Raw genomic sequence first — 22,924 nt, forward strand, 5'->3', positions numbered from 1 at the left:
ACGACCGACGCCCGTCCGGGGTACCCGGACGGGCGTCGCCGATTTCGGGAACGGTCAGCGCTCCAGGATCGCCGTCACGCCCTGACCGCCGGCCGCGCAGATGGAGATCAGGCCGCGCCCGCTGCCGTTCTCGGCGAGCAGCTTGGCCAGGGTGGCCACGATCCGGCCGCCGGTGGCCGCGAACGGGTGCCCGGCGGCCAGCGACGAGCCGTTGACGTTGAGCCGGTCCCGGTCGATCGTCCCGAGCGGCGCGTCCAGGCCCAGCCGCTCCTTGCCGAACTCCGGCGACTCCCACGCGGCCAGGGTGGCCAGCACCTGCGCGGCGAACGCCTCGTGGATCTCGTAGAAGTCGAAGTCCTGGAGGGTGCGGCCGGCCCGGGCCAGCATCCGGGGCACCGCGTACGCGGGGGCCATCAGTAGCCCCTCGTCGCCGTGCACGAAGTCGACCGCGGCCGTCTCGCACCAGGTGAACCAGGCCAGCACCGGCAACCGGTGCTCCCGTGCCCACTCCTCGCTGGCCAGCAGGACCGTCGACGCGCCGTCGGTGAGCGGGGACGAGTTGCCCGCGGTCAGGGTGGCCCGCTCGGCGTCCGGCCCCTTCGTGCCGAAGGCCGGCTTCAGCGAGCCGAGCTTCTCCGGGCTGGTGTCCGGGCGGAGGTTCTGGTCGCGGGTCAACCCGAGGTAGGGGGTCAGCAGGTCGTCGAAGAACCCCCTGTCGTACGCGGCGGCGAGCCGCTGGTGCGAGCGGAGCGCCAGCTCGTCCTGGGCCGGCCGGTCGATGTTCCAGCGCAGCGCCGTCCGCGCGGCGTGCTCCCCCATGGACAGCCCGGTACGCGGCTCCGCGTTGCGTGGGATCTCCGGCTTGAACGGCTGGTGCGGGCGGAACTTCGCGGCGGCCTTCAGCCGCTCACCGAGGGTTCGGGCGGAGTTGAGCTGGAGCAGCGTGCGGCGCAGGTCCTCGTTGAGGGCCAGCGGCGCGTCCGAGGTGGTGTCGACGCCGCCGGCGATGCCGACCTCGAGCTGCCCGAGCGCGATCTTGTTGGCGACGAGGATGACGGCTTCCAACCCGGTGCCGCAGGCCTGCTGGATGTCGTACGCCGGGGTGTGCGGGTCGAGCTTCGAGCCGAGCACCACCTCGCGGGTGAGGTTGTAGTCCCGGGAGTGCTTGAGCACCGCCCCGGCGACCACCTCGCCGACCCGCTGCCCGGCCAGGCCGAACCGGGCGACCAGGCCGTCCAGGGCCGCGCCGAGCAGGTCGGCGTTGGATGCCTGGGCGTAGCGCGAGTTGGACCGGGCGAAGGGGATGCGATTGCCGCCGATGACCGCGACCCGCCGGACACTCTGCACGATCGGCCTCCTCGAAGCTGTTGCCCGAACCCTACTCGCCAGTAGGCTACGCCTATGACCGACAGGTACGCGAGCTTCGTCCAGACGGGGGCCGGTCGCGCGCTGGTCAAGCGCCTCGGGCTGCCCGATCCGCCTCGACTGCGCCGGCACACACCGGGCGACCCGCTCGTTCCCGGGCCGGTCCTGCTCGGCTCCGCCACCGGTGGCCGGCTCGCCGAGCCGGTCGGCAAGATCCTGGCCGCCGCCGGGGTCGAGCTGGCCGATCCGGCCGCCACCCCCGACGCCACCTCGCGCTTCGCCGCCCTGTTATTCGACGCCACCGGCATCACCGACTCCACCGGGCTGCGTCAGCTCTACGACTTCTTCCACCCGCAGGCCCGCGCCCTGCTGCCCAGCGGCCGGGTGGTCGTGCTCGGCACCCCGCCGGCCGAGTGCGGCTCGCCGCGTGAGGCGACCGCGCAGCGCGCCCTGGAGGGGCTGACCCGCAGCATCGGCAAGGAGTTCGGTCGGGGCGTCACCGCCCAACTGGTGTACGTCACGCCTGGCGGGGACGCCGGCACTTCGGTCAGCCTGGAGTCGACCCTGCGCTTCCTGCTGTCCGGCCGGTCCGCGTACGTGTCGGGGCAGGTGATCCGGGTGGGCGCCGGCACCGCCACGGCACCGGCCGACTGGGACCGGCCGCTGGACGGGCAGGTCGTCCTGGTCACCGGGGCGGCGCGGGGCATCGGTGCGGCGCTCGCCCGGGTGCTCGCGCGGGACGGCGCCCGGGTCGTGGCGCTGGACGTCCCCGCCGCCGGCGACGCGCTGGCCGCGGTCGTCAACGAGATCGGCGGCAGCGCGGTGCAGCTCGACCTGACCGCGCCGGACGCCCCGACCCGGCTGGCCGAGCACCTGGCCGCCTGGCACGGCCGGGTCGACGTGGTGGTGCACAACGCCGGCATCACCCGGGACAAGACCCTCGGGCGGATGGACGCCGACCGGTGGGACTCGGTCATCGACGTGAACCTGTCCAGTCAGGAGCGGATCAACGACGTGCTGCTGGAGCGCGACCTGATCCCGGCCGGCGGGCGGATCGTCTCGGTCTCCTCGATCGCGGGCATCGCCGGCAACCGGGGGCAGACCAACTACGCGACCAGCAAGGCCGGGGTGATCGGCCTGGTCGACTCGCTCGCTCCGGTGCTGCGTGAACGCGGCATCAGCCTCAACGCGGTCGCGCCCGGGTTCATCGAGACCCGGATGACCGCCCGGATGCCGCTCGTGCTGCGCGAGGCGGGCCGGCGGATGAACAGCATGTCCCAGGGCGGTCTGCCGGTCGACGTGGCCGAGACGATCGGCTGGCTGGGCTGGCCGGCGACCGGTGCGGTCACCGGCAACCTCGTCCGGGTCTGCGGCCAGAGCCTGCTGGGTGCGTGATGACGGGGCGTGAGCAGCGGCAACTGCACCGGATGCCGGCGGCCGGCGCGCTCTACCGGCGCGCGCTGCTCGGCGCGCTGCCCGGACTGGGCGGGCGGCGTGGGCCGGGCCTGCCCGAGGTGGAGTTGACCGTCAGCGGGGTGACCGTGGACCGGGCGCGACTGGCCGACTACGACCGGGTCTGCGGGTTCCGGCTCGCCGACCGGCTGCCGGCGACGTACCTGCACGTGCTGGGCTTTCCGCTGGCGCTGCGGCTGATGACCACGGCGGAGTTTCCCATCCCGTTGACCGGGGTGGTGCACGTGGCGAACTGGATCACCCTGCACCGGCCGGTCGAGGTCGGCGAGACACTGGACTTCCACGCGTACGCGGAGCACCTGCGCCCGCACGAGCGGGGTCGGCAGCTCGACGTGGTGCTGATCGGCTCGATCGGCGGCGAGGAGGTGTGGCGCGGCGTCTCGACGTACCTGGGAAAGGAGCGGGAGGCCGGCGGCGGTGCGCGGCGCGAGCGGGGTGACCACCCGACTGCGCCGGCGGCGTCGGCGCAGTGGCGGGTGACCCCCCGGGTGGGGACCGACTACGCCCGGGTCTCCGGGGACCACAACCCGATCCACACCTCGGCGCTCGGGGCACGGCTGTTCGGATTCCCCCGCCCGATCGCGCACGGCATGTGGAGCAAGGCGCGCTGCCTGGCCGCGCTGGAGAGCCGGCTGCCGGAGGCGTACACGGTGGAGGTGTCGTTCAGGCAGCCGGTGCTGTTGCCATCCACGGTGGCCTTCAGCGCCAGCGCGACCGGAGCGGGCTGGGACTTCGCCCTGCACGACGCCCACACCGGCAAGCCGCAACTGGCGGGCACCGTCCACTGAGAAAAGAGGGGGGTTGGCGTTTCCGCTTCGGCGCGCTAAGTTGTTCTCACATTGAGTTGCTCTCAGAGTGAGGCAGACGCCGTGAACGAGCAGGACTTCCTCGCCGCCTACGACCCCCGGGACTACCCGGCGGTCGCGGTCACCGTCGACGTGGTGGCGCTGACCATCCGCGAGGGCACCCTGCACCTGCTGCTGATCCGCCGGGGCGCCCCACCGTACGAGGGGCACTGGGCGTTGCCCGGCGGCTTCGTCCACCCCGACGAGGACCTGGCCACCGGCGCCCGCCGGGAGCTGGCCGAGGAGACCGGGCTCGGCGGCGAACGACTGCGCCGGGTCCACCTGGAGCAGCTCGGCAGCTACGGCGCTCCCGGCCGCGACCCCCGGATGCGGGTGGTCTCGATCGCCCACCTGGCGTTCGCCCCCGACCTGCCCGACCCGGCCGCCGGCACCGACGCCGACGACGCGGTCTGGCTGCCGGTGACCGCGCTGACCAGTCGACAGCTCGCCTTCGACCACGCCCGGATCATCGACGACGGCCTGGAGCGGGCCCGGTCCAAGCTGGAATACACCCCGCTGGCCACCCGCTTCCTCGAACCGGAGTTCACCATCACCGAGCTACGGGCCGTCTACGAGACGGTCTGGGGCCACCCGCTGCACGCCGGCAACTTCCACCGCAAGGTGCTCTCGGTGCCCGGCCTCGTGGAGAGCACCGGCGCGAGCACCGAGCGCGGCGGCGCCCGGGGCGGCCCCCGGGCCAAGCTCTACCGGGCCGGCGACGCCCGGCTGCTGCACCCGGCGCTGCTGCGTCCCGCCCTTGAGGAGACGGTCCGGTGAGGACCGCCCGTCCACCCGTCACCCTAACCCGTAGGAGGCTGCCATGGGCAGCGGATACTGGTCCACCGACGTGTACGACGCCGCCGACCGTTACCGGCGGGCCACCGGAAAGAGCGCCTTCTCCTACAGCGACAGCGGGGCGCGGACCGTGCACCCCGCGCTCGACCCGCGCGACGCGGTCCGGGAGAGCCGCGACTCCGCCGAGCACCCGCAGTCGACGCCCATCGCGGTGCTGTTCGACGTGACCGGCTCGATGGGGCACGTTCCCCGGGTGCTGCAGGCCAAGCTGCCACAGCTGCTCGGCCTGCTGCTACGCCAGGGCTACGCCCGCGACCCGCAGATCATGTTCGGCGCGATCGGCGACGCCACCTGCGACCGGGTGCCGTTGCAGATCGGGCAGTTCGAGTCGGACAACCGGATGGACGACGACCTCGGCCGGATCGTGCTGGAGGGCGGCGGTGGCGGTCAGCTCACCGAGTCGTACGAGCTGGCGCTCTACTTCATGGCCCGGCACACGGTCACCGACCACTGGGAGAAGCGCAGGCGGCGCGGCTATCTGTTCATCATCGGCGACGAACTGGCGTACCCGCGGGTGAAGGTCCGCGAGGTGCGCCGGCTGATCGGCGACGACCTGCACGAGAACATGCCCGTACGGCAGATCGTCGACGAGGTGACCCGCCGCTGGGACACCTACTACCTGCTCCCGGCCGGCAGCGCGCACGCCGGCAGCCGAAAGGTGCTCGACTTCTGGCGCTCGCTGCTCGGGCAGCACGCCGTCGAGCTGGACGACCTGGACGCGGTCTGCGAGACGATCGCGCTCACCGTCGGCCTCGGCGAGCAGGCCATCGACCTGGACGAGGGGCTGCATGACCTGGACCGGGCCGGCTCGACGGCCGCCCGTACCGTCTCCCGGGCGCTGGCCCCGCTCGGCGGCCGGCGCGCGGTGACGGCGCTGCCGTCCGCCCCCTCCGACGGCAGCGGGGGCACCCGGCGGTGAGGCACGTGATGGTGGTCGACCTCGGCTACGGCGACGCCGGCAAGGGCACCGTCGTCGACTGGCTCTGCGCGAGCCGGCCGGTGCACACGGTGGTCCGCTTCAACGGGGGCGCGCAGGCGGCGCACAACGTCGTGCTGCGCGACGGGCGACACCACACGTTCGCGCAGTTCGGCGCCGGGACGTTCCGCCCCGGGGTCCGTACGCACCTGTCGCGGCACGTGGTGGTGGACCCGCTGGCGCTGGCCGCCGAGGCCGACCACCTCACGGCGGTGGGGGTGCCCGACGCGCTCGACCGGCTGACCGTGGACGGCGAGGCGCTGCTGACCACCCCGTACCACCGGGCCGCGAACCGGGCCCGGGAGATCGCCCGGGGAGCCGACCGGCACGGCTCCTGCGGGTTGGGGGTGGGTGAGGCGGTCGCGTACGGCCTCACCCACCCCGACGAGGCGCCCCGGGTGGCGGACTGCCGCCACCCGGCGGTGCTACGCCGCCGGCTCGCCGCGCTGCGGGACCGGCTCACCGCCGAGCTGGGTCCGCTGGACGCCCCGCCGGTCTCCGACTGCCTGCCCGCGTACGCCGGGTTCGCCGGCCGGGTGGCGATCGTGGGCCGGTCGTACCTGGCCGGGGTGCTGCGGGCGGAGAGCTGCGTCTTCGAGGGAGCACAGGGAGTGCTGCTGGACGAGTGGCACGGCTTCCACCCGTACACGACGTGGAGCACGACCACCTTCGCCAACGCCGAGGCGCTGCTCACCGAGGCGGGCCTGGCGGGCACGGCGCAGCGGCTCGGGGTGCTGCGGACGGTCACCACCCGGCACGGGCCCGGGCCACTGGTCACCGAGGACCCGGCGCTGCCGTTCACCGATCCGCACAATCCGACCAATCCCTGGCAGGGCCGGTTCCGGTTCGGCCACTTCGACGCGGTCGCCCACCGCTATGCCCTCGACGTGGTCGGCGGGGTGGACGCGCTGGCCCTGACCCACCTCGACCTGGCCGGCCCGCGGCTGCGGATCTGCCACCGCTACGACACGTTCGACCGGCTGGTCCCGGGGCCCACCGGCGACCTGGACCGCCAGGCCGCGCTCACCGCCCGCCTGCTGCGGGCCCGCCCGGTGTACGACGGTCCGCCCGCCGACTGGCCGGCAGCGGTGGAGCGGGCGCTGGGTGTTCCGGTGGAGTTGACCTCGCACGGCCCGACCTCGGACGACAAGCTCATCAACCGCCGCCCGCTCCTGCCGACTGCTCGTTAGAAGGGTTCCCTTCGGTACCGGAGGCGTTACACCTCCTTACAGACGTTCAGCACGCGGGTGGCGGTCTGCTCGGGGTCCGCCTCGGGGTGGTCGGCCAGCCAGTCGGCCAGCGACTCGCTCGCGCCGACCAGGGCGTACGCGACGACTTCCAGATCGGTGGCGCTCACCTCGCGGCCCCTGGCCCGGAACGCGTGGTCGAGCATCCCGGCGACCAGGTCGACCAGCCGGCTGCGCATGGCGGCCAGTTCGGCGGCGAACGGCTCGGTGCCGCGGGCCTGCCGGTAGAGCACCGCCCAGCCGTCCCGGTGCGCGCCGACGAAGTTGAAGAAGGCGCGCAGCCCGTGCCAGAGCCGCTCGTCGGCGGGCAGGCCGGGTGCCGCCGCGTCGACGATGGCCGCCATCATCCGGGCGCCTTCGCGGTGCAGGCAGGCGACGAAGAGTTCTTCCTTCGTGCCGAGATACGCGTAGACCATCGGCTTGGAGATGCCGGCGTCGTCGGCGATCTCGTCCATGCTGGCGGCGTGAAAACCCCTGCGTGAGAACACTTTGACCGCCGCGTCGAGCATCTGCTGCTCGCGTACGGCCCGGGGCAGGCGCTTGAAGGGGGGCATGCCGGACACCTTGCGAGCATACCTACCCCGACGTAAGGTTACGCCCGAGTAACCATGTCGGCTCGCCGCGAGAGGTGCATCCCCATGACGGACTTCGACCCGGCCAACTTCGCGAACCTCAGCCCGAAGGAGTTCGCGCAGCTGGTCAAGTCCACCCCCGACGGCAAGATCGCCGAGGTCATGTCCGGTGACCTGCGCGGCAAGATCCTCAGCGCGGTCTTCGACCGCATGCCGTCGCTGTTCCGGGCCGACCGCGCCGGCTCCACCAACGCCGTCATCCACTGGAACATCGCCGGCCGCGCCGACGGCGGCACCGACACCTACGAGATCGTCATCGAGGACGGCACCTGCGCCGTCACGAACACCCCGGCGCGGGACCCGAAGCTCAGCCTGACCATGGGCCCGGTCGACTTCCTGAAGATCGTCTCCGGTAGCGCCAACCCGGTCATGATGTTCATGACCGGCAAGCTCAAGGCCAAGGGCGACCTGGGCCTCGCCGCCAACATCGCCAACCTGTTCGACCTCCCCAAGGCGTGAGATGGCCGAGTTCTCGCTCGACCTGAACGAGGAGCAGCGGGACCTCCGCGACTGGGTGCACGGCTTCGCCACCGACGTCGTGCGCCCGGCCGCAGCCGAGTGGGACGCCCGCGAGGAGACCCCCTGGCCGATCATCCAGGAGGCGGCGAAGGTCGGGCTGTACGGTTTCGAGTTCCTCGCCACCTGCTGGGCCGACCCCACCGGCCTCTCCCTGCCGATCGCCAGCGAGGAGCTGTTCTGGGGCGACGCCGGCATCGGGCTGAGCATCTTCGGCACCTCGCTGGCCGTCGCCGCCATCTACGGCGCCGGCACCCCCGACCAGCTCGTCGAGTGGGTGCCGCAGTGCTTCGGCGACATCGACCAGCCGGCGGTCGCCGCCTTCTGCAGCACCGAGCCGGAGGCCGGCTCGGACGTCGGGGCCATGCGCACCCGCGCGGTCTACGACGAGGCCACCGACGAGTGGGTGTTGAACGGGCAGAAGGCGTACGCCACCAACGGCGGGATCGCCGGGGTGCACGTGGTCACCGCCTCGGTCGAGCCGGAGTTGGGCTCGCGGGGCCAGGCGGCGTTCGTCGTACCGCCGGGCACGCCGGGGCTGACCGCCACCCGCAAGCTGCGCAAGCTCGGCCTGCGCGCGTCGCACACCGCCGACGTCTTCCTCGACGACGTACGGGTGCCGGGGCGCTGCCTGCTCGGCGAGCGGGAAGCCCTGCTGGCCCGGCTCGACCGGGCCCGCTCCGGGCAACGCTCCTCCGGGCAGGCGGCGATGCGCACCTTCGAGCTGACCCGCCCGACCGTCGGCGCGCAGGCGCTCGGCGTGGCCCGCGCCGCGTACGAGTACGCCCTGGACTACGCCGGACAGCGAGTCCAGTTCGGCCGTCCGATCATCGAGAATCAGGCGGTCGCGTTCGCGCTCGCCGACATGAAGATGGAGATCGACGCGGCCCGGCTGCTGGTCTGGCGGGCCTCCTGGATGGGTCGCAACAACCGGCCGTTCACTGCGGGCGAGGGCTCGATGTCCAAGCTCAAGGCCGGCGAGGTGGCCGTCTCGGTCACCGGGAAGGCGGTCCAGTTGCTCGGCGGCGCCGGCTTCCTGCGTGACCACCCGGTGGAGCGCTGGTACCGGGACGCCAAGATCTACACCATCTTCGAAGGCACCTCCGAGATCCAGCGACTGGTCATCTCCCGAGCCATCTCCGGGATGCAGATCCGCTGACCCACCGAGGAGGGCTGCGGCTTGGACCTGCCGTTCATCGTCACCACGCTGACCCGACGCGGACTGCTCAACCCGGGTCACCCGGTCCGGGTCGCCGCCCAGCTCGGCGCGCTGCGCAGGTGGGGCTTCGGCCTCGCCGGCGAGCTGCGCCAGGCCGCCGCGCGCGACCCGGGGCGGGTCGCTGTGGTCGACGAGCACGGCGCCACGCTGACGTACCAGGAACTGCTGGTCCGGGCGGAGCGGTTGGCCCGGTCGATGCGGGCCGGCCTCGGCGTCCGGGCCGGCGACCGGCTCGGCCTGCTGTGCCGCAACCACCACGGGCTGATCGAGGCGATCGTCGCGGCGCTGCTGCTCGGCGCGGACGCCGTACTGGTCAACACCGGGCTCTCCGCGACGCAGCTCGCCACCGTGACCGAGGAGCAGGCGCTGCGGGTGCTGGTGCACGACGCCGAGTTCACCGAGCAGGTCCTCGGCCTCCCCGCCGACGTGCACCGGGTCGACGAGCGCGGCCGGGAGGAGCTGATCGCCGGTGCCCTGCCCGGAACCCAGCTCCGGCCGCCGGAGCGGGACGGCCGGACGATCGTCCTCACCTCCGGCACCACCGGGGCACCCAAGGGCGCCCGCCGGCCCGCGCCGAACGGCTTCGGCCCGCTGGCCTCCATCATCGACCGGATCCCGCTGCACGCCCGGGACACCCTGATGATCGCCGCGCCCCTCTTCCACACCTGGGGGTACACGGCCCTCCAGGTGGCCTTCGCGCTGCGTTCCACCGTCGTGCTGCACCGCCGGTTCGACCCGGCCGCCACGCTGGCCGCCCTGGCCGGGCAGCCCTGCGACGCGCTCTTCGCCGTACCGGTGATGCTGCAACGGCTGATGGAGCTGCCGCCGCCGGACCCCCGGCCACCGCTGAAGGTGGTCGCGGTCAGCGGCTCCGCGCTGCCCGGCGGGCTGTCCACCGCGTTCATGGACCGCTACGGCGACGTCCTCTACAACCTCTACGGCTCGACCGAGGTCTCCTGGGCGTCCATCGCCGACCCGGCCGACCTGCGCCGGGCGCCCGGAACCGCCGGCCGGCCGCCGCCCGGCACCCGGCTGGCGATCCTGGACCAGCGCGGCACGCCGGTCCCCGGCGGCCAGGTCGGGCGGATCTTCGTGGGCAACGAGATGCTCTTCGACGGATACACCACCGGGGCCGGCCGGGAGCGCCGCGACGGCCTGCTGGACACCGGTGACCTGGGCCGGATCGACGCCGAAGGCCTGCTCTACGTCGACGGACGGGCCGACGACATGATCGTCTCCGGTGGCGAGAACGTCTTCCCCGCCGAGGTGGAGGACCTGATCGCCCGGCTGCCCCAGGTGCGCGAGGTCGCGGTGATCGGCGTGCCCGACCCGGAGTACGGCCAGCGGCTCGCCGTGTTCCTGGCCCTGCAACCCGGCGAGGCCCTCGACCCGGAGGCGATCCGCGAGTACGTCCGGCACTACCTGGCCCGCTTCTCGGTGCCCCGGGACGTGGTCTTCGTCAAGTACCTGCCCCGCAACGCCACCGGCAAAGTGCTCGGCCGCGAACTGCGCCGCTACTACGCCTGAATCGAGCGGGCGGCGGCCGACATCCTCCACCGGATCATCGGCCGCACCCCCTCATGAACCGCTCGACCGCTCAGGGGTAGAGGGTCAGCCCGGCCGTCCGGGCCAGCGCCTCCAGCTGCGCGGCGGTGAGCAGCGGCCGCTCCGCGCTGCGCCGGGAGGCACCGTCCGGCCCGATGCCCACGTTGGCGGTGATCGCCCTGACCGTGCTGCCGTCCGTCCGTACCAGGACCGCCGAAAGCTGGGTGACCCCGTCGACCCCGTACGGCACCGCGCTGGTCAGGAGCACGTCGCCGCCGGCCAGCTCGGTCTCCGTACAGTGCTCCGAATCGCCGGTCAGGTTGAAGCAGTCCGCAGCCTCGTCCGCTGCGGTCGGGCGCAGGTCCACCACGAGGAAGCCCTCTTCCGCACCGCGCGCCAGGCGGCCGCTCGCGACGTACGTGCGGTAGCTCGGCTGGTACTGGAACTGCGGGTCGGTGCAGCCGGGCAGCTCCGCCCGAACGGTGACGTCGGGTGGCACCACGTCCCGCAACGCCCCGCGCAGCACGCTCGTCAACCGGCCCACCGCCGCGGCCGGCGCCTCCGTAGGACGCGTGCGCACCGTCGGGTACGTCTGCTGCGGCACCGGATCCCCGCTGGGCCGGGGAGTCACCGGGGCACAAGGCGGCTCTTCCGTCCCGCCCGACGTCGGCGTCTGTGGTGCGGCCGGCGCCAGGCCGAACCGGTCCGGCTGAGCCGCCGGGCCGTGCAGCACCGCCGGTGCCAGCAGCAACGCCGCGACGGCGACCGCCGCGCCCGTGCCGCTCAGCGTCCAAGCCCGCATCCGCCGATGCCGCCGGTCGGTGGCGATCAGCCGATCCACGTCGATCCGAGTGGGGGGCGAACTGCCCGCCGCCGCCCGCAGCTCGCCCGCGATGTCATCCATCGGTACGCACCTCCTCGCTGGCCAGGCGGCCCCGCAGCATCTCGATCGCGCGCGCGGCCTGGCTCTTCACGGTCCCTGGACTGCAGCCGAGTTCCCGGGCCGTCTCTTCGACCGACAGGTCGCAGAAGTAGCGCAGCACCAGGACGGCCCGCCGCCGAGGCGGCAGCTCGGCCAGAAGGGCGAGGAGGGTGACCCGGTCGACGCTGGCGTCAGCGGCAGGGCGGACGGCCCGGTCGGGCACCTCCGCCCAAGCGGACTCCCGCCGCCACGGCCGCCGCCGCTCGTCCAACCAGACCCGGAGCAGGGTGCGCCGCACGTACGCGTCCGGGCTGTCCATGGTGGACACCCGCCGCCAGTGCCGGAGCAGTTTGACCAGCGCCGTCGACACCAGGTCGTCGGCGGTGTGCCAGTCCCCACAGAGCAGGTACGCGGTCCGCCGCAACGATTCCAGCCGCGCCGTGACGTACTCGCGGTAACCCTCGACATCAACCGGCACCCCGGTCACCTCCTCGCCTCACCGCTCAAACGGAGGCGACGGTGGCCGGGGTTGCCCGGTCAGTCGGGAATGCTGATCCGGCCGTCCACCGCGGCGGCGGCGATGTCGGTGCGGTGGTGCGAGCCGGCCAGCTCGATGCCGCGTACCAGGTCGTAGGCGGCCTCCCGCGCGGCGGCCAGACTGGGGCCGGTGGCCGTACCACACAGGACCCGGCCCCCGGCGGAGCGCAGGGTGCCGTCGGCGTCCCGGCGGGTGCCGGCGTGGATGACCCCGGCACGGTCCGCACCGGTGATCACGTCGCCGGTACGCGGCGCCGCCGGGTATCCCTGGGCCGCCACCACGACGGTGACCGCGGCGCCGTCCCGCCAGCGCAGCGGCGGGTGCTCGGCGAGGGTGCCGGTGGCGGCGGCGTGCAGCAGCCCGGCGAGGGGCGTCTCCAGCAGAGCGAGTACGACCTGGGTCTCCGGATCGCCGAAGCGGGCGTTGAACTCGATCACGCGGGGGCCGGCGGCGGTGATCGCCAGGCCCACGTAGAGCAGGCCGGCGAAGGGCGTGCCCCGGTGGCGCAGCTCGGCCAGGGTCGGGTGCACGACGTCGCGCATCACCTCGTCGACCAGGCCGGCCGGCGCCCAGGGCAGCGGCGCGTACGCCCCCATGCCGCCGGTGTTCGGCCCGGTGTCGCCGTCGCCGACCCGCTTGAAGTCCTGTGCCGGCAGCAGCGGCACTGCCGCCTCGCCGTCGGTGACCACGAACAGGGAGACCTCGGGCCCGGCCAGGTACTCCTCGATCACCACCTGGCCGCACTCCTGCGCGTGCTCCTCGGCGACCGTCCGGTCGCTGGTGACCACGACGCCCTTGCCGGCGGCCAGCCCGTCGTTCTTCACCACGTACGGCGGCCCGAACTCGTCCAGCGCCCGGCCGACGCTCTCCGCGTCGGTGCAGGTGTACGCCCGGGCGGTGGGCACGCCGGCGGCGGTCATCACGTCCTTGGCGAACGTCTTGGAGCCCTCCAGCCGGGCGGCCTCCGCCGACGGGCCGAACACGGGGATGCCCTTGGCGCGTACCGCGTCGGCGACCCCGTTGACGAGCGGCGCCTCCGGCCCGATCACCACCAGGTCGGCGCCAACCTCGACCGCGAGCGCAGCGACGGCCGCCGGATCGGCGGCGTCAACCGCACGCAGTTCCGCCACGCCCGCGATCCCCGGATTCCCCGGCGCCGCAACCACCGCCTCAACGGCCGGATCGCCAACCAACCCGAGCGCGAGCGCATGCTCCCGCCCCCCACCCCCCACAAGAAGAACCCGCACAGCCCCGCATCCTACTGCCCCCACCACCCCGCCCCGTTGATCATGACGCTAGCGGCACGTGGCGAGATCAACTCCGCCGCCAACCTCATGATCAGCCTCGTTGACGAGTCGTCAGGGCGCGACGGACGACACTGGGGATGTAGTCGGGGCGGAGGGTGTCGGACCAGGTGAAGCGGAGGACGGTCCAGCCGGCGTTGACCAGGCGGTTCTGTCGGTGTCGGTCGGCGAAGAGGGCGTTGGAGTCGCATGGACATCCCGGCCGTCGGCCTCGGCTATCACGCGCGACGCCCGCCAGCCCATGTCCCCGATGCCGAGCAGGTAACCATCGTCATCCCTGATCTCCAACTGGAGGCAGTCGGGTGGCACCCGTCCGTCGACGCACCGCAGGCGGGTCCGCGTTTCCAATGGCGACTGCGCCAGCCCGTTGGCCTCGGCCAGATAACCGCGGGCGGCGACCGCGCCTCGGCGCCCCCTGATCATCGAAGGAATGGCAGCGAGGTCGTCGTCACTGATCAACCCTCGATTCAAGGCCGAATCGAGCACCGAAACGGAGGGATACCGGGGTTGCCTGAGAACGAGCTCGGCCACGGTCAGCAACGGAGTCGTGACGGCGATGCCGTCGACCGCCGTCACCACTTCGGGCGGATGCTCAAGCTGATGCAGGACGATGGCCGGGTCTCGGATGCGAGCATGCCTGGCGGCCCGCCCCGGCAAGCAGACATGAATCTCGTCAAGCCTTCGTAGGCCCGCTATCCCGTGAAGCTCAGCAGCCGTCCCCAGGACCGCATGAGCCGCCGGCCCCAGCGACAACACCGCGGCCCGGATCCGGCTCCGGCGCACCGCCTCCTCGTCCAAGGCGGCAACGAGATACACCTCCCGGGCCAGTCGGCGCCACCGCCCGACCGCGATCTGGTTGTCGATCTCGTGGCGACCGAAGCCCGCGTCGAGCGCCTGCTTCCGAGTCACCATCCCGCCCTGACAAGCGGCGACGGCCATGAGCATCTGACGGCGATCCACAGCCCACGAGACTGCCGGCCGCCCCCACCCCGCGCACCCCCTGTGTACAACCCTGTGGATAACCCGCGGGGCACCCCTGCCGATCATGAGGTTAGCGGCAATATGGATCTCAGAATGTGCCGTCAACCTCATGATCAACGAACAGGTCCCAGGCGAACAGGTCCCAGGCGAACAGGTCCCAGGCGAACAGGTCCCAGGCGAACAGGTCCCGGGGGGTTAGGGGAGGAGGGGGTGGCGGAGGACGTTTTCTTCGCGGCCGGGGCCTACGCCTACGACGCTGACGCGGGTGCGGGTGAGTTCCTCGATTCTCGCGATGTAGCGCCTTGCGTTCTCGGGGAGCTCTTCCTCCGTCCTGGCCTCGGTGATGTCCTCCCACCAGCCGTCCAGCTCTTCATAGATCGGCTTCGCGTGGTGGAAGTCGGTCTGCGTCATCGGCATGTCGTCGAAGCGCTCGCCGTTGATCTCGTACCCGACGCAGATCGGCACCTTCGGCAGGCCGGTGAGCACGTCCAGCTTGGTGATGACCAGGTCGGTGACGCCGTTGAGGCGGCACGCGTACCGGGCGACGACCGCGTCGAACCAGCCGCAGCGGCGCTCCCGACCGGTGGTCGTGCCGTACTCGTGGCCGATCTTGCGCAGGTGCTGGCCGTTCTCGTCGAACAGCTCAGTGGGGAACGGACCCGAACCCACCCGGGTGGTATACGCCTTGCTCACCGCGATGACCTTGGTGATCGCGGTCGGCGGGATGCCCGTGCCCACGCACGCCCCACCCGCAGTCGGGTTCGACGAGGTGACGAACGGGTACGTGCCGTGGTCCATGTCGAGCATGGTGGCCTGGGCACCCTCCAGCAGCACGGTCTCGCCGCGGTCCAGGGCGTCCCAGAGCATCGCCCGGGTCTCCGCGATGTACGGCCTGAGCCGCTCGGCGTAGCCCAGGTATTCCTCGATCGTCGCGTCGACGTCGATCGCCTTGCGGTTGTAGACCTTGAACAGCACCTGGTTCTTCTCGCGGAGCGCCAGCTCCAGCTTCTTGCGCAGGATGCCGGGGTCGAGCAGGTCCTGGAGCCGGATCCCCATCCGGGCGACCTTGTCCCCGTACGCGGGGCCGATGCCCCGGCCGGTGGTGCCGATCCGGGACGAGCCGAGGTAGCGCTCGACCACCCGGTCCAGCGCCCGGTGGTGCGGCATGATCAGGTGCGCGTCACCGGAGATCCGCAGCCGGGAGACGTCCACGCCCCGCTCGGCGAGCCCGTCGATCTCCGCCAGCAGCACCTTCGGGTCGACCACCACGCCGTTGCCGATGACGATCATCGCGCTCGGCGACAGCGCACCGGACGGCATGAGGTGCAGCGCGTACTTCTGGCCGTCCGGCGTGATCACCGTATGCCCGGCGTTGTTGCCGCCGGAATAGCGCACGACGTAGTCGACCCGCTCGCCCAGCAGGTCGGTAACCTTGCCCTTGCCCTCGTCGCCCCACTGGGCGCCGAGGAGCACGATCGCTGGCATCTTCTCCGCCTCCAAGAGGCTCGGGTGCCAGGTGGCGACCGGTCAGCGAGCCCGGGGTGTCAGGCTAACAAGTAGCGACGGCGGGACCGGCAGGGGTTCGTCGAGAAGCAGGAGGCTCCTTCGTGTACGACGTGGTGCTGCTCACCCTCGGCTCGGGGCGGGACGCGCCCGGTGGGGGCTGTGGCAGCGGTGGAGCCTGCTGCGGTGGCACCGACGAGGCCGCCGCGGCTCAGCCCGCGGAGCGCTGTGAGACGCCGCGCGTACCGGTGCTGGCCTGCGCGGACGCTCTGACCGCTCGCGACGCCCGGGTGGAGACGGTGACCGCCCACTCGGACGCCGAGATCGACGAGGTGCTGGCCCGCCTAGACGGGCCGACGCGCCCCGACGGCCTCACCTGGCCGGATCCGGACAGCAAGACCCGGCTGGTGGTCGCCACGGCCACCGACGGCCAGTTGCGCGCCGTGCTGCGCCGGCTGGTTCGGCGGTACGCTCCGCCGCCCAGCCGCCGCCCAGCCGACCTGCCCGACAACCGGACCGTCCCCGACCTGCCGCCGATCGGCGTACTCCCGCTCGACCCGGCTCGGAACGGGACGGCGCGGGATCTGGCCGCGCAGCTCGGGCTGCCCCGCGACCCGACGGCGGTGGCCGACGCCGTGCTCGACGGCACGGTCCGACGGCTCGACCTGCTGCGCAACGACGGCAGCTCGGTGACCCTGGACGGCGCGCTGCTCGGCGCGGCCGACGACGCGGGCCGCCCGCTGCACTGGCGAGCCCGGGTCGAGGTCGACGGCAGGATCCTCTCCCACGGCGAGGACCCGATCATGGCCTGCGTGATCGGCAACGCCGGCGGGTACGCGCGCCTGGACGACGTGACGCTGCTGGCCGACCCGGACCCGACCGACGGCGAGGTCGAAGTGGCGGTGGCCGTGCCCGTGGTCACCCGGTCCGTACTGGGCCGCAGGCGGGTACGCCTCGAGGTCCGTCGGGCCCGGGGACGTGCGGTGGCGGTGGTGCCGCGCGACGAGAAGGTGCCCTTCCTCGACGACGGCGTCGAGGGTGAGCTGAACCGAAAGCGGTCCTGGTGGACCGAGCCGGGCGCCTGGGCGGTCTGGACGGCCTGACCTCCTTCGATCCGATCGGGTCGCCCGGCAAACCGGACCGCCTATCCTCGGCGGGAGGAGTGGGGAGGAACCGTGGTGCACGAGAACGCCGACCGGGCCCACGTGCCGGGCCAGCCGCAGGTGCCCGAGCGGGACATCGAACCGCCCTGGCCGCCGGATCCGACCGACCCGGCCGCTGCCGGACCGCCCTGGGCGGCGCCCCAGCCCGCCGCGCCGGTCTGGCCCGCCCCCGCCGCGACGACCACGCCCCCGACGACCGCCTGTCCACCGGCGCCGCCGCCGGTAGACCCGGCAGCCGGACCCGCACCGGACCGGCTGCCGCCGGACGCCGGCAACGAGATACCCGCGCCTCGCACCGCACCACCTCCGGTCAACCTGGATCTGCCGTTCACTCTCGACAACCCGGCACCCGGCCCTGACGGCCCCGCCCCGCACTCGTCCCCGAGCGGCCCGGCGAGGCCAGGAGGCGAGGCAGGTACCGTCCCGCCGGCTGCCGAGGAAGCGGAGATCATCCCACCGAAGCTCGGGCAGACGGCCACCGGTGGTGCGGCCGGCAGGCCGGCGGACGGTTCCGACCGGGGTGGTGAGGCTGCGGTCACCGCCGGCGGCCGGACCGAGTCGCCGTGGGCCCAGCCGCCGCAGCGGTTCACCAGCTCGGCGAGCGAACCCGCCGCCGGGCCGGTGCCTCCGCCGAGCGCCGCCGAGCCGGCCGCGCAGCCCGCCGCCGGGGCGGCTTCGACCGAGTCGGTGACCGGCGGGACAGCGGGCGGTGGCGGATCGCCGGAGCGCCCGGCACCGAGGCTCGGGCCGTTCCCGCCCGCGCCGGGCGTACCGCTGCCGCCACCGTCGTACGGTGACGGCACGGCGCGCCCACCGGGACCGGTCGGGTACGGACAACCGGGGTATCCGGTGGCGCAGGCGTATCCACCGCAGGTGGGTGGGCCGGTTCCGCCGCCGGGCTGGTATCCACCGGCCTGGCCGCAGCAGGGTGGCCCCGCGCCGCAGCAACCCGGCCCGCCGGTGCCGCAGCAGCCGGCCCCCGCCGCGTACCCGGGGCCGGTCTGGACACCGGAGCACGGGGCCGCGCCGACCGCCGAGGACTTCGCCCGCCGCCGCCAGGCCAGGCCGGCCGATCCGGTGGCCACCATGGGGGTCCGGGCGGTGATGAACCGGATCGGCCTGGTCCGGCTCCCACCCGGGCGGCACGAGCAGGAGGTGAAGCGGGACATAGAGATGGTCCGGCGCAACTTCGGCGGGCTGCGGCAGGTGACCGTGGTCAACCCGAAGGGCGGCGCCGGCAAGACCGTCGCCATCCTGCTGCTCGCGATGACCTTCGGCCAGAAGCGCGGCGGGTACGTGCTGGCCTGGGACAACAACGAGACCCAGGGCACCCTGGGCATGCGGGCCCAGCAGGACTTCCACTCCCGTACGGTCCGGGACATGCTGCGCGACCTGGGGCAGTTCCAGGGCCCGCACGGCCGGGTCGGCGACCTGTCGCAGTACGTCCGCTCACAGGGCGAGGGGATGTTCGACGTGCTCGCCTCGGACGAGTCGGCGACCGGTGGGGAGATGCTCACCGCCGCCGCGTTCGCCGAGATCCGCGAGGTGGTCAGCCGGTTCTACAAGCTGATTTTCGTGGACACCGGGAACAACGTCCGAGCCCAGAACTGGCAGGCCGCGATGGACGCCACCGACCAGCTCGTGGTCACCATGTCGGCCCGGAACGACTCGGCGGAGACGGCCGCCCGGATGCTCGACCACCTGGAGCAGAGCGGCCGGCAGCGGCTGGTCCGGCAGGCGGTGACGGTGGTGTCGATGCCACCGTCGCGCAAGGAGATCGACCTGCCGGCGATCCAGGCGCACTTCGCGGCCCGTACCCGGGCGGTGCTGCTGGCCCCGTACGAGCGACTCATCGACACCGGCGAGCCGCTCCGCTACGGCCAGCTCTCCGCGGCGACCCGGGACGCCTGGCTGAAGATCGCCGCTGCCGTCGCCGAGGGTCTGTAGCTCAGGCGACGGCCGACCCGGCCCGGGTGGTCGGACCGGCCGTCGGTGCGAATCAGTGGCTGGCCAGGGCGTCCGCGGCGGCCGGGTCGCAGTCGCGGAGGAACTGGGCGCAGCGGGCCGCCTCGTCCGCCTCGCCGATCTCGCCAGCGGCGCGGGAGAGCACGTAGAGGCAGCGGAGGAAGCCCCGGTTGGGCTTGTGCGACCAGGGCACCGGGCCGTGTCCCTTCCAGCCGCTGCGGCGCAGCTGGTCCAGGCCCCGGTGGTAGCCGGTACGCGCGTAGGCGTACGCCGAAACGACCTGGCCCTCGGCGAGCGCCCGGGCGCCGAGCGCAGCCCAGGCCGCGCTGTGGCTCGGGAAGCCGGCCGCCGCCTCGGCGTACGCCTCGTCGGTGTCCTGCTCTGCGGCGGCGGCCAGCGCGGCGTCGGCCTCCTCGTGCACGGGCAGGAGGGTGGCCGGTGGCTCAGGCAAGAGGTTCTGCATCGCCCCATTCAACCCGCTTCGTGGCCGCCCGCGCGAGGGGGTCCGGCGAGCTGGTCGGCTAAACGGCTGAGGCTTTCGTCACGCCTGCGGTGTCGGCGCACGTACCGGCGGCCCATGCCGCGCCGCGATGTTTTCCACTACAACTACAGGTCCGGAGCCTCCCCAGGACCCGGTTACGCAGGAGCCCGGTGGCCTGGCCGCCGGGCTCCTGTCCGTGCCGGAGGTTTGCCGGCTTGCCTGACTCGGGCAGCATGGGCGCGTGCCGACGCCACCTCCCGCGGACGTCATCGAGCCGCGCGACACCAGCACCGACGAAGTCCAGAGCCGGGCCGATTTCGATCGACGGATGGCCGGGGGAACCCTCGCCGGCCTGATCGTCCAAGGGCTGCGCCTCGACCTCGATCCGGTCCCCGACCTGCGGGATGTCGAGGTGCACGGCACCCTCTTCGTCGGCTGCCGGTTCGCCGATCGGGAAGTCGGCGCGGACCTGGTCCGGCGCGGCGCGAACGTGGTCCCGCCCTTCTCCGGGCTGCCCTATTCGACCCAGCCGGCCCACCTCTACACCGCCGACGACCTGGCTACGGGCTTCGCCGACGGCGGCTTCGCGGCGATGTACGACACCCGGGTGTACGCGCACTTCCGGGCGCACGGCGGCGCGTTGCCGGACGTCCGGGAGGCGCTCGGCCAGCGGCTGCACGATCACGGGGTGGACAACGCGCTGGGCGATGCCACCCGGACCTGGCTGGCGGTGCACGGCCCGCAGTCCGTGGTGGGCGTGATGGGCGGGCACGCGGTGCCGCGCGGCAGCGCCGCGTACCGGATGGCGGCGGTGCTCGGCTGGGAGCTGGCGCGGGCCGACCGGCTGGTGGTGACCGGCGGCGGCCCCGGTGTGATGGAGGCGGCCAACCTGGGCGCGTTCCTCGCGGCCTGGCCGGCGGAGGAGCTGACTGCGGCGATCGACCTGCTCGCGACCGCGCCCGACTTCACCGACCACGACCGCTACACGGAGGTGGCGCTGCGGATCCGCGAACGGTATTCGGCCGGGCCGGGGCTGCCCGCGCCGCGCCCGGCGGCGGCCGGCACGGAGTGGGCCCGGTCGGGCGGGCTGGCCATCCCCACCTGGCTGTACGGACACGAGCCGGCGAACCTGTTCGCCGGGCGGATCGCCAAGTACTTCTCGAACGCGATCCGGGAGGACACCATCCTGCGGCTGGCCCGGGGCGGGATCGTCTTCGCGCCCGGCCGGGCCGGGACGGTGCAGGAGGTGTTCCAGGCGGCTACCAAGACCTACTACGGCACCGACGGCGCGAGCGGGGCGTACGTCTTCCTGGACCGGGCCTACTGGACCACCGAGCTGCCGGTCGAGTCGCTGCTGCGCCCGCTGCTGGCCGCGTCCCCGTTCGGCGACCTGTCGGCCACGGTGCACCTGACCGACGACGTGCGCGAGGCGGTCCGGCTGCTCACCGCCATGTGAAAGGAGGGGCCCTTCGCCAAGGGCCCCTCCTTTCAGGAGCTGGTTACTTCATCTTGGTGCCGGTGGAGCGCAGGGCCTCGCAGGCCTCGACGACCCGGGCGGCCATGCCGGCCTCGGCGGCCTTGCCCCAGACGCGGGGGTCGTACATCTTCTTGTTGCCGACCTCGCCGTCGACCTTGAGCACACCGTCGTAGTTGCGGAACATGTGGTCCGCCACCGGCCGGCTGAAGCAGTACTGGGTGTCGGTGTCGATGTTCATCTTCACCACGCCGTAGTCCAGCGCCTCGCGGATCTCGGACAGCAGCGAGCCGGAACCGCCGTGGAAGACCAGGCTGAGCGGCTTCTCCTTGCCGTACTTGGCGCCGACCGCCACCTGGATGTCGTGGAGCACCTCCGGGCGGAGCTTGACGTTGCCCGGCTTGTAGACGCCGTGCACGTTGCCGAAGGTCAGCGCCGCCATGTAGCGGCCCTTCTCACCGAGGCCGAGCGCCTCGACCATGGCCAGGCCGTCCTCGACGGTGGTGTAGAGCTTCTCGTTGATGGCGTTCTCGACGCCGTCCTCCTCGCCGCCAACCACGCCGACCTCGATCTCAAGGACGATCTTGCCCTTGGCGGCCTCGGTGAGGAGCTGCTCGGCGATCTCCAGGTTCTCCGCCACCGGCACGGCCGAGCCGTCCCACATGTGCGACTGGAACAGCGGCTCCTCGCCGCGCTTCACCCGCTCCTGGGAGATGCCCATGAGCGGCCGGACGAACTTGTCCAGCTTCTCCTTCGGGCAGTGGTCGGTGTGCAGGGCGATGTTCACCGGGTAGTTCTTCGCCACCTCGTGGGCGTACTGGGCGAACGCGACCGAACCGGTGACCATGTCCTTAACGGACGGGCCGGAGAGGTACTCGGCGCCACCGGTGGAGACCTGGATGATGCCGTCGCTCTCCGCGTCGGCGAAGCCCTTGAGCGCCGCGTTCAGCGTCTGCGAGGAGGTCACGTTGATCGCGGGGTACGCGAACCGGCCGGCCTTGGCCCGGTCCAGCATCTCCGCGTAAGCCTCGGGGGAAGCGATGGGCATGTCGAACGCTCCTTACTTACCGCTCTCGGCCCGTGCAGGCCGCTGTCTTCCTTGGGTCCGCCGGACCGCGCTGTCCATCGCGGGCAGTATCCCGTAGCCGGCGGCGACGGGCACAACCGGCCCGACTCACCGGAACTCCCGACGGTCCGGCACCACGATGCTGATCACCCAGCTGACCACGGCCACCACGATGGCCCCCCAGAAGGCGGACCAGAAGCCGTCGACGTGGAACGGCAGGTGCAGCCCCCGGGCGATCCAGTCGGTGAGCAGGAACAGCAGGGCATTGACCACGAGCGCGAACAGTCCGAGGGTGAGCAGGTAGAACACGCAGCCGAGCACCTTGATGACCGGTTTGAGCACCGCGTTGACCACGCCGAAGATCAGCGCCACCACGAGCAGGGTGAGCGCGGTGTCCGTAGCGGTGCGGCCGGTCACCTTCACTCCGGGCACGATCAGAGTGGTGATCCACAGCGCGATCGCGGTGATCGCCAGTCGGATCAGGAAGGCCACGTCCCCATCCTGGCACCGGCCACCTCGGCGGGAGGGACAATCCGCCGACTCCGGCCCGGCACCGAGCGGGGAGCGGAGCCAGCCCGTACGGTGTGGTGGTGACCGTCCGTACCGAGATCCAGGGAGGGACGATGGGTCAGCCCGACGAGGACTTCGCCCCGAGCGACCACCTCGCTCCGGAGGAGCGGGACCTGGAGGCGGAGCCGGCCGACGCGGTCGAGCAGGCGGCGATGATCAACCCCGAGGACGGCGAGACCGAGCCGCACCGCGGGCTGGAGGTCGGCGACTGGGACGCGATGGAACAGGCCCGGGTGGTCGCCGCCGACGAGGACGAATACCGCTGACGTGACGGGCGGGGCGGT

Annotated in this window: 22 protein-coding genes; 12 read left to right on the top strand and 10 right to left on the bottom strand. The window is 72.7% G+C overall.

Annotated elements, in window-relative coordinates; translation table 11 throughout:
- Positions 1-54: 54 nt before the first annotated feature.
- Positions 55-1,347, bottom strand: a complete 1,293-nt coding sequence (locus AB0C02_RS02710; protein ID WP_357540369.1) for an acetyl-CoA C-acetyltransferase — start codon at positions 1,345-1,347, stop codon at positions 55-57.
- Positions 1,348-1,401: 54 nt separating this feature from the next.
- On the opposite strand from AB0C02_RS02710, the gene AB0C02_RS02715 reads away from it, so the two are divergent.
- The 5 genes from AB0C02_RS02715 (at position 1,402) to AB0C02_RS02735 (ending at position 6,704) form a co-directional block, all read left to right on the top strand.
- Entirely contained in the window at positions 1,402-2,760 is a 1,359-nt protein-coding gene (locus AB0C02_RS02715; protein ID WP_357540371.1) for a 3-oxoacyl-ACP reductase, read from the top strand.
- Positions 2,760-3,626, top strand: a complete 867-nt coding sequence (locus AB0C02_RS02720; protein ID WP_357540373.1) for a MaoC/PaaZ C-terminal domain-containing protein — start codon at positions 2,760-2,762, stop codon at positions 3,624-3,626. The genes AB0C02_RS02715 and AB0C02_RS02720 overlap by 1 nt, the downstream gene beginning before the upstream one ends.
- A gap of 81 nt (positions 3,627-3,707) precedes the next feature.
- Positions 3,708-4,460: an NUDIX domain-containing protein gene (locus AB0C02_RS02725; protein WP_357540374.1), complete on the top strand. Its 753-nt coding sequence runs from the start codon at positions 3,708-3,710 to the stop codon at positions 4,458-4,460.
- 43 nt (positions 4,461-4,503) lie between these two features.
- Positions 4,504-5,457 carry a hypothetical protein gene (locus AB0C02_RS02730; RefSeq protein WP_357540376.1) on the top strand — a complete coding sequence of 318 codons (954 nt, stop codon included), beginning with the start codon at positions 4,504-4,506 and terminating at the stop codon, positions 5,455-5,457.
- Positions 5,454-6,704, top strand: coding sequence for an adenylosuccinate synthetase (locus AB0C02_RS02735; protein ID WP_357540378.1), 1,251 nt, complete (start codon positions 5,454-5,456; stop codon positions 6,702-6,704). The genes AB0C02_RS02730 and AB0C02_RS02735 overlap by 4 nt, the downstream gene beginning before the upstream one ends.
- Before the next feature lie 26 nt (positions 6,705-6,730).
- Here AB0C02_RS02735 and AB0C02_RS02740 read toward each other — a convergent pair whose 3' ends face one another.
- On the bottom strand, positions 6,731-7,324 hold the full coding sequence (locus tag AB0C02_RS02740) for a TetR/AcrR family transcriptional regulator (RefSeq protein WP_357540380.1): 594 nt from the start codon (positions 7,322-7,324) through the stop codon (positions 6,731-6,733).
- 75 nt (positions 7,325-7,399) lie between these two features.
- On the opposite strand from AB0C02_RS02740, the gene AB0C02_RS02745 reads away from it, so the two are divergent.
- Genes AB0C02_RS02745 through AB0C02_RS02755 form a run of 3 tightly spaced genes read left to right on the top strand, consistent with a single transcriptional unit; the run spans position 7,400 to position 10,655 of the window.
- Entirely contained in the window at positions 7,400-7,852 is a 453-nt protein-coding gene (locus AB0C02_RS02745) for an SCP2 sterol-binding domain-containing protein (protein ID WP_357540382.1), read from the top strand.
- A gap of 1 nt (position 7,853) precedes the next feature.
- Positions 7,854-9,068 (top strand): acyl-CoA dehydrogenase family protein, encoded by a 1,215-nt coding sequence (locus tag AB0C02_RS02750; RefSeq protein ID WP_357540384.1) that lies wholly within the window; start codon positions 7,854-7,856, stop codon positions 9,066-9,068.
- A 21-nt stretch (positions 9,069-9,089) separates the two neighbouring features.
- Complete coding sequence (locus AB0C02_RS02755; RefSeq protein ID WP_357540386.1) at positions 9,090-10,655, top strand: AMP-binding protein; 1,566 nt, start codon at positions 9,090-9,092, stop codon at positions 10,653-10,655.
- Positions 10,656-10,725: 70 nt separating this feature from the next.
- Here AB0C02_RS02755 and AB0C02_RS02760 read toward each other — a convergent pair whose 3' ends face one another.
- The 5 genes from AB0C02_RS02760 to AB0C02_RS02780 form a co-directional block, all read right to left on the bottom strand.
- Positions 10,726-11,577, bottom strand: a complete 852-nt coding sequence (locus AB0C02_RS02760; protein WP_357540388.1) for a hypothetical protein — start codon at positions 11,575-11,577, stop codon at positions 10,726-10,728.
- Positions 11,570-12,073 (bottom strand): SigE family RNA polymerase sigma factor, encoded by a 504-nt coding sequence (locus tag AB0C02_RS02765; protein WP_357540390.1) that lies wholly within the window; start codon positions 12,071-12,073, stop codon positions 11,570-11,572. Before AB0C02_RS02765 ends, AB0C02_RS02760 begins: the two co-directional genes overlap by 8 nt.
- A 59-nt stretch (positions 12,074-12,132) precedes the next feature.
- Positions 12,133-13,380, bottom strand: coding sequence for a phosphoribosylamine--glycine ligase (gene purD / locus AB0C02_RS02770; RefSeq protein WP_357540392.1), 1,248 nt, complete (start codon positions 13,378-13,380; stop codon positions 12,133-12,135).
- A 111-nt stretch (positions 13,381-13,491) separates the two neighbouring features.
- The gene (locus AB0C02_RS02775; protein WP_357540394.1) at positions 13,492-14,382 is read right to left on the bottom strand and encodes a type IV toxin-antitoxin system AbiEi family antitoxin domain-containing protein; all 891 of its coding nucleotides are present in this window, start codon (positions 14,380-14,382) and stop codon (positions 13,492-13,494) included.
- A gap of 231 nt (positions 14,383-14,613) precedes the next feature.
- Positions 14,614-15,903: an adenylosuccinate synthase gene (locus tag AB0C02_RS02780; RefSeq protein ID WP_357540396.1), complete on the bottom strand. Its 1,290-nt coding sequence runs from the start codon at positions 15,901-15,903 to the stop codon at positions 14,614-14,616.
- A gap of 122 nt (positions 15,904-16,025) precedes the next feature.
- On the opposite strand from AB0C02_RS02780, the gene AB0C02_RS02785 reads away from it, so the two are divergent.
- Positions 16,026-17,024: a diacylglycerol kinase family protein gene (locus tag AB0C02_RS02785; protein WP_357540398.1), complete on the top strand. Its 999-nt coding sequence runs from the start codon at positions 16,026-16,028 to the stop codon at positions 17,022-17,024.
- 72 nt (positions 17,025-17,096) lie between these two features.
- Positions 17,097-19,031 (top strand): chromosome partitioning protein, encoded by a 1,935-nt coding sequence (locus tag AB0C02_RS02790; protein WP_357540400.1) that lies wholly within the window; start codon positions 17,097-17,099, stop codon positions 19,029-19,031.
- 52 nt (positions 19,032-19,083) lie between these two features.
- Here the strand turns inward: AB0C02_RS02790 and AB0C02_RS02795 are convergent, their stop codons facing one another.
- On the bottom strand, positions 19,084-19,512 hold the full coding sequence (locus tag AB0C02_RS02795) for a DUF3151 domain-containing protein (protein WP_357540402.1): 429 nt from the start codon (positions 19,510-19,512) through the stop codon (positions 19,084-19,086).
- A gap of 259 nt (positions 19,513-19,771) precedes the next feature.
- On the opposite strand from AB0C02_RS02795, the gene AB0C02_RS02800 reads away from it, so the two are divergent.
- Positions 19,772-20,986 carry a hypothetical protein gene (locus AB0C02_RS02800; RefSeq protein WP_357540404.1) on the top strand — a complete coding sequence of 405 codons (1,215 nt, stop codon included), beginning with the start codon at positions 19,772-19,774 and terminating at the stop codon, positions 20,984-20,986.
- Between the two features lie 43 nt (positions 20,987-21,029).
- Here AB0C02_RS02800 and fbaA read toward each other — a convergent pair whose 3' ends face one another.
- Complete coding sequence (gene fbaA / locus AB0C02_RS02805; RefSeq protein WP_357540406.1) at positions 21,030-22,052, bottom strand: class II fructose-bisphosphate aldolase; 1,023 nt, start codon at positions 22,050-22,052, stop codon at positions 21,030-21,032.
- A gap of 126 nt (positions 22,053-22,178) precedes the next feature.
- Positions 22,179-22,562 carry a phage holin family protein gene (locus AB0C02_RS02810; RefSeq protein ID WP_357540408.1) on the bottom strand — a complete coding sequence of 128 codons (384 nt, stop codon included), beginning with the start codon at positions 22,560-22,562 and terminating at the stop codon, positions 22,179-22,181.
- Between the two features lie 131 nt (positions 22,563-22,693).
- Between AB0C02_RS02810 and AB0C02_RS02815 the strand changes: the two genes are divergently transcribed.
- On the top strand, positions 22,694-22,906 hold the full coding sequence (locus AB0C02_RS02815; RefSeq protein WP_357541004.1) for a hypothetical protein: 213 nt from the start codon (positions 22,694-22,696) through the stop codon (positions 22,904-22,906).
- Positions 22,907-22,924 lie beyond the last annotated feature (18 nt).

The organism is Micromonospora sp. NPDC048999 (assembly GCF_040649295.1).
Classification (GTDB): domain Bacteria; phylum Actinomycetota; class Actinomycetes; order Mycobacteriales; family Micromonosporaceae; genus Micromonospora.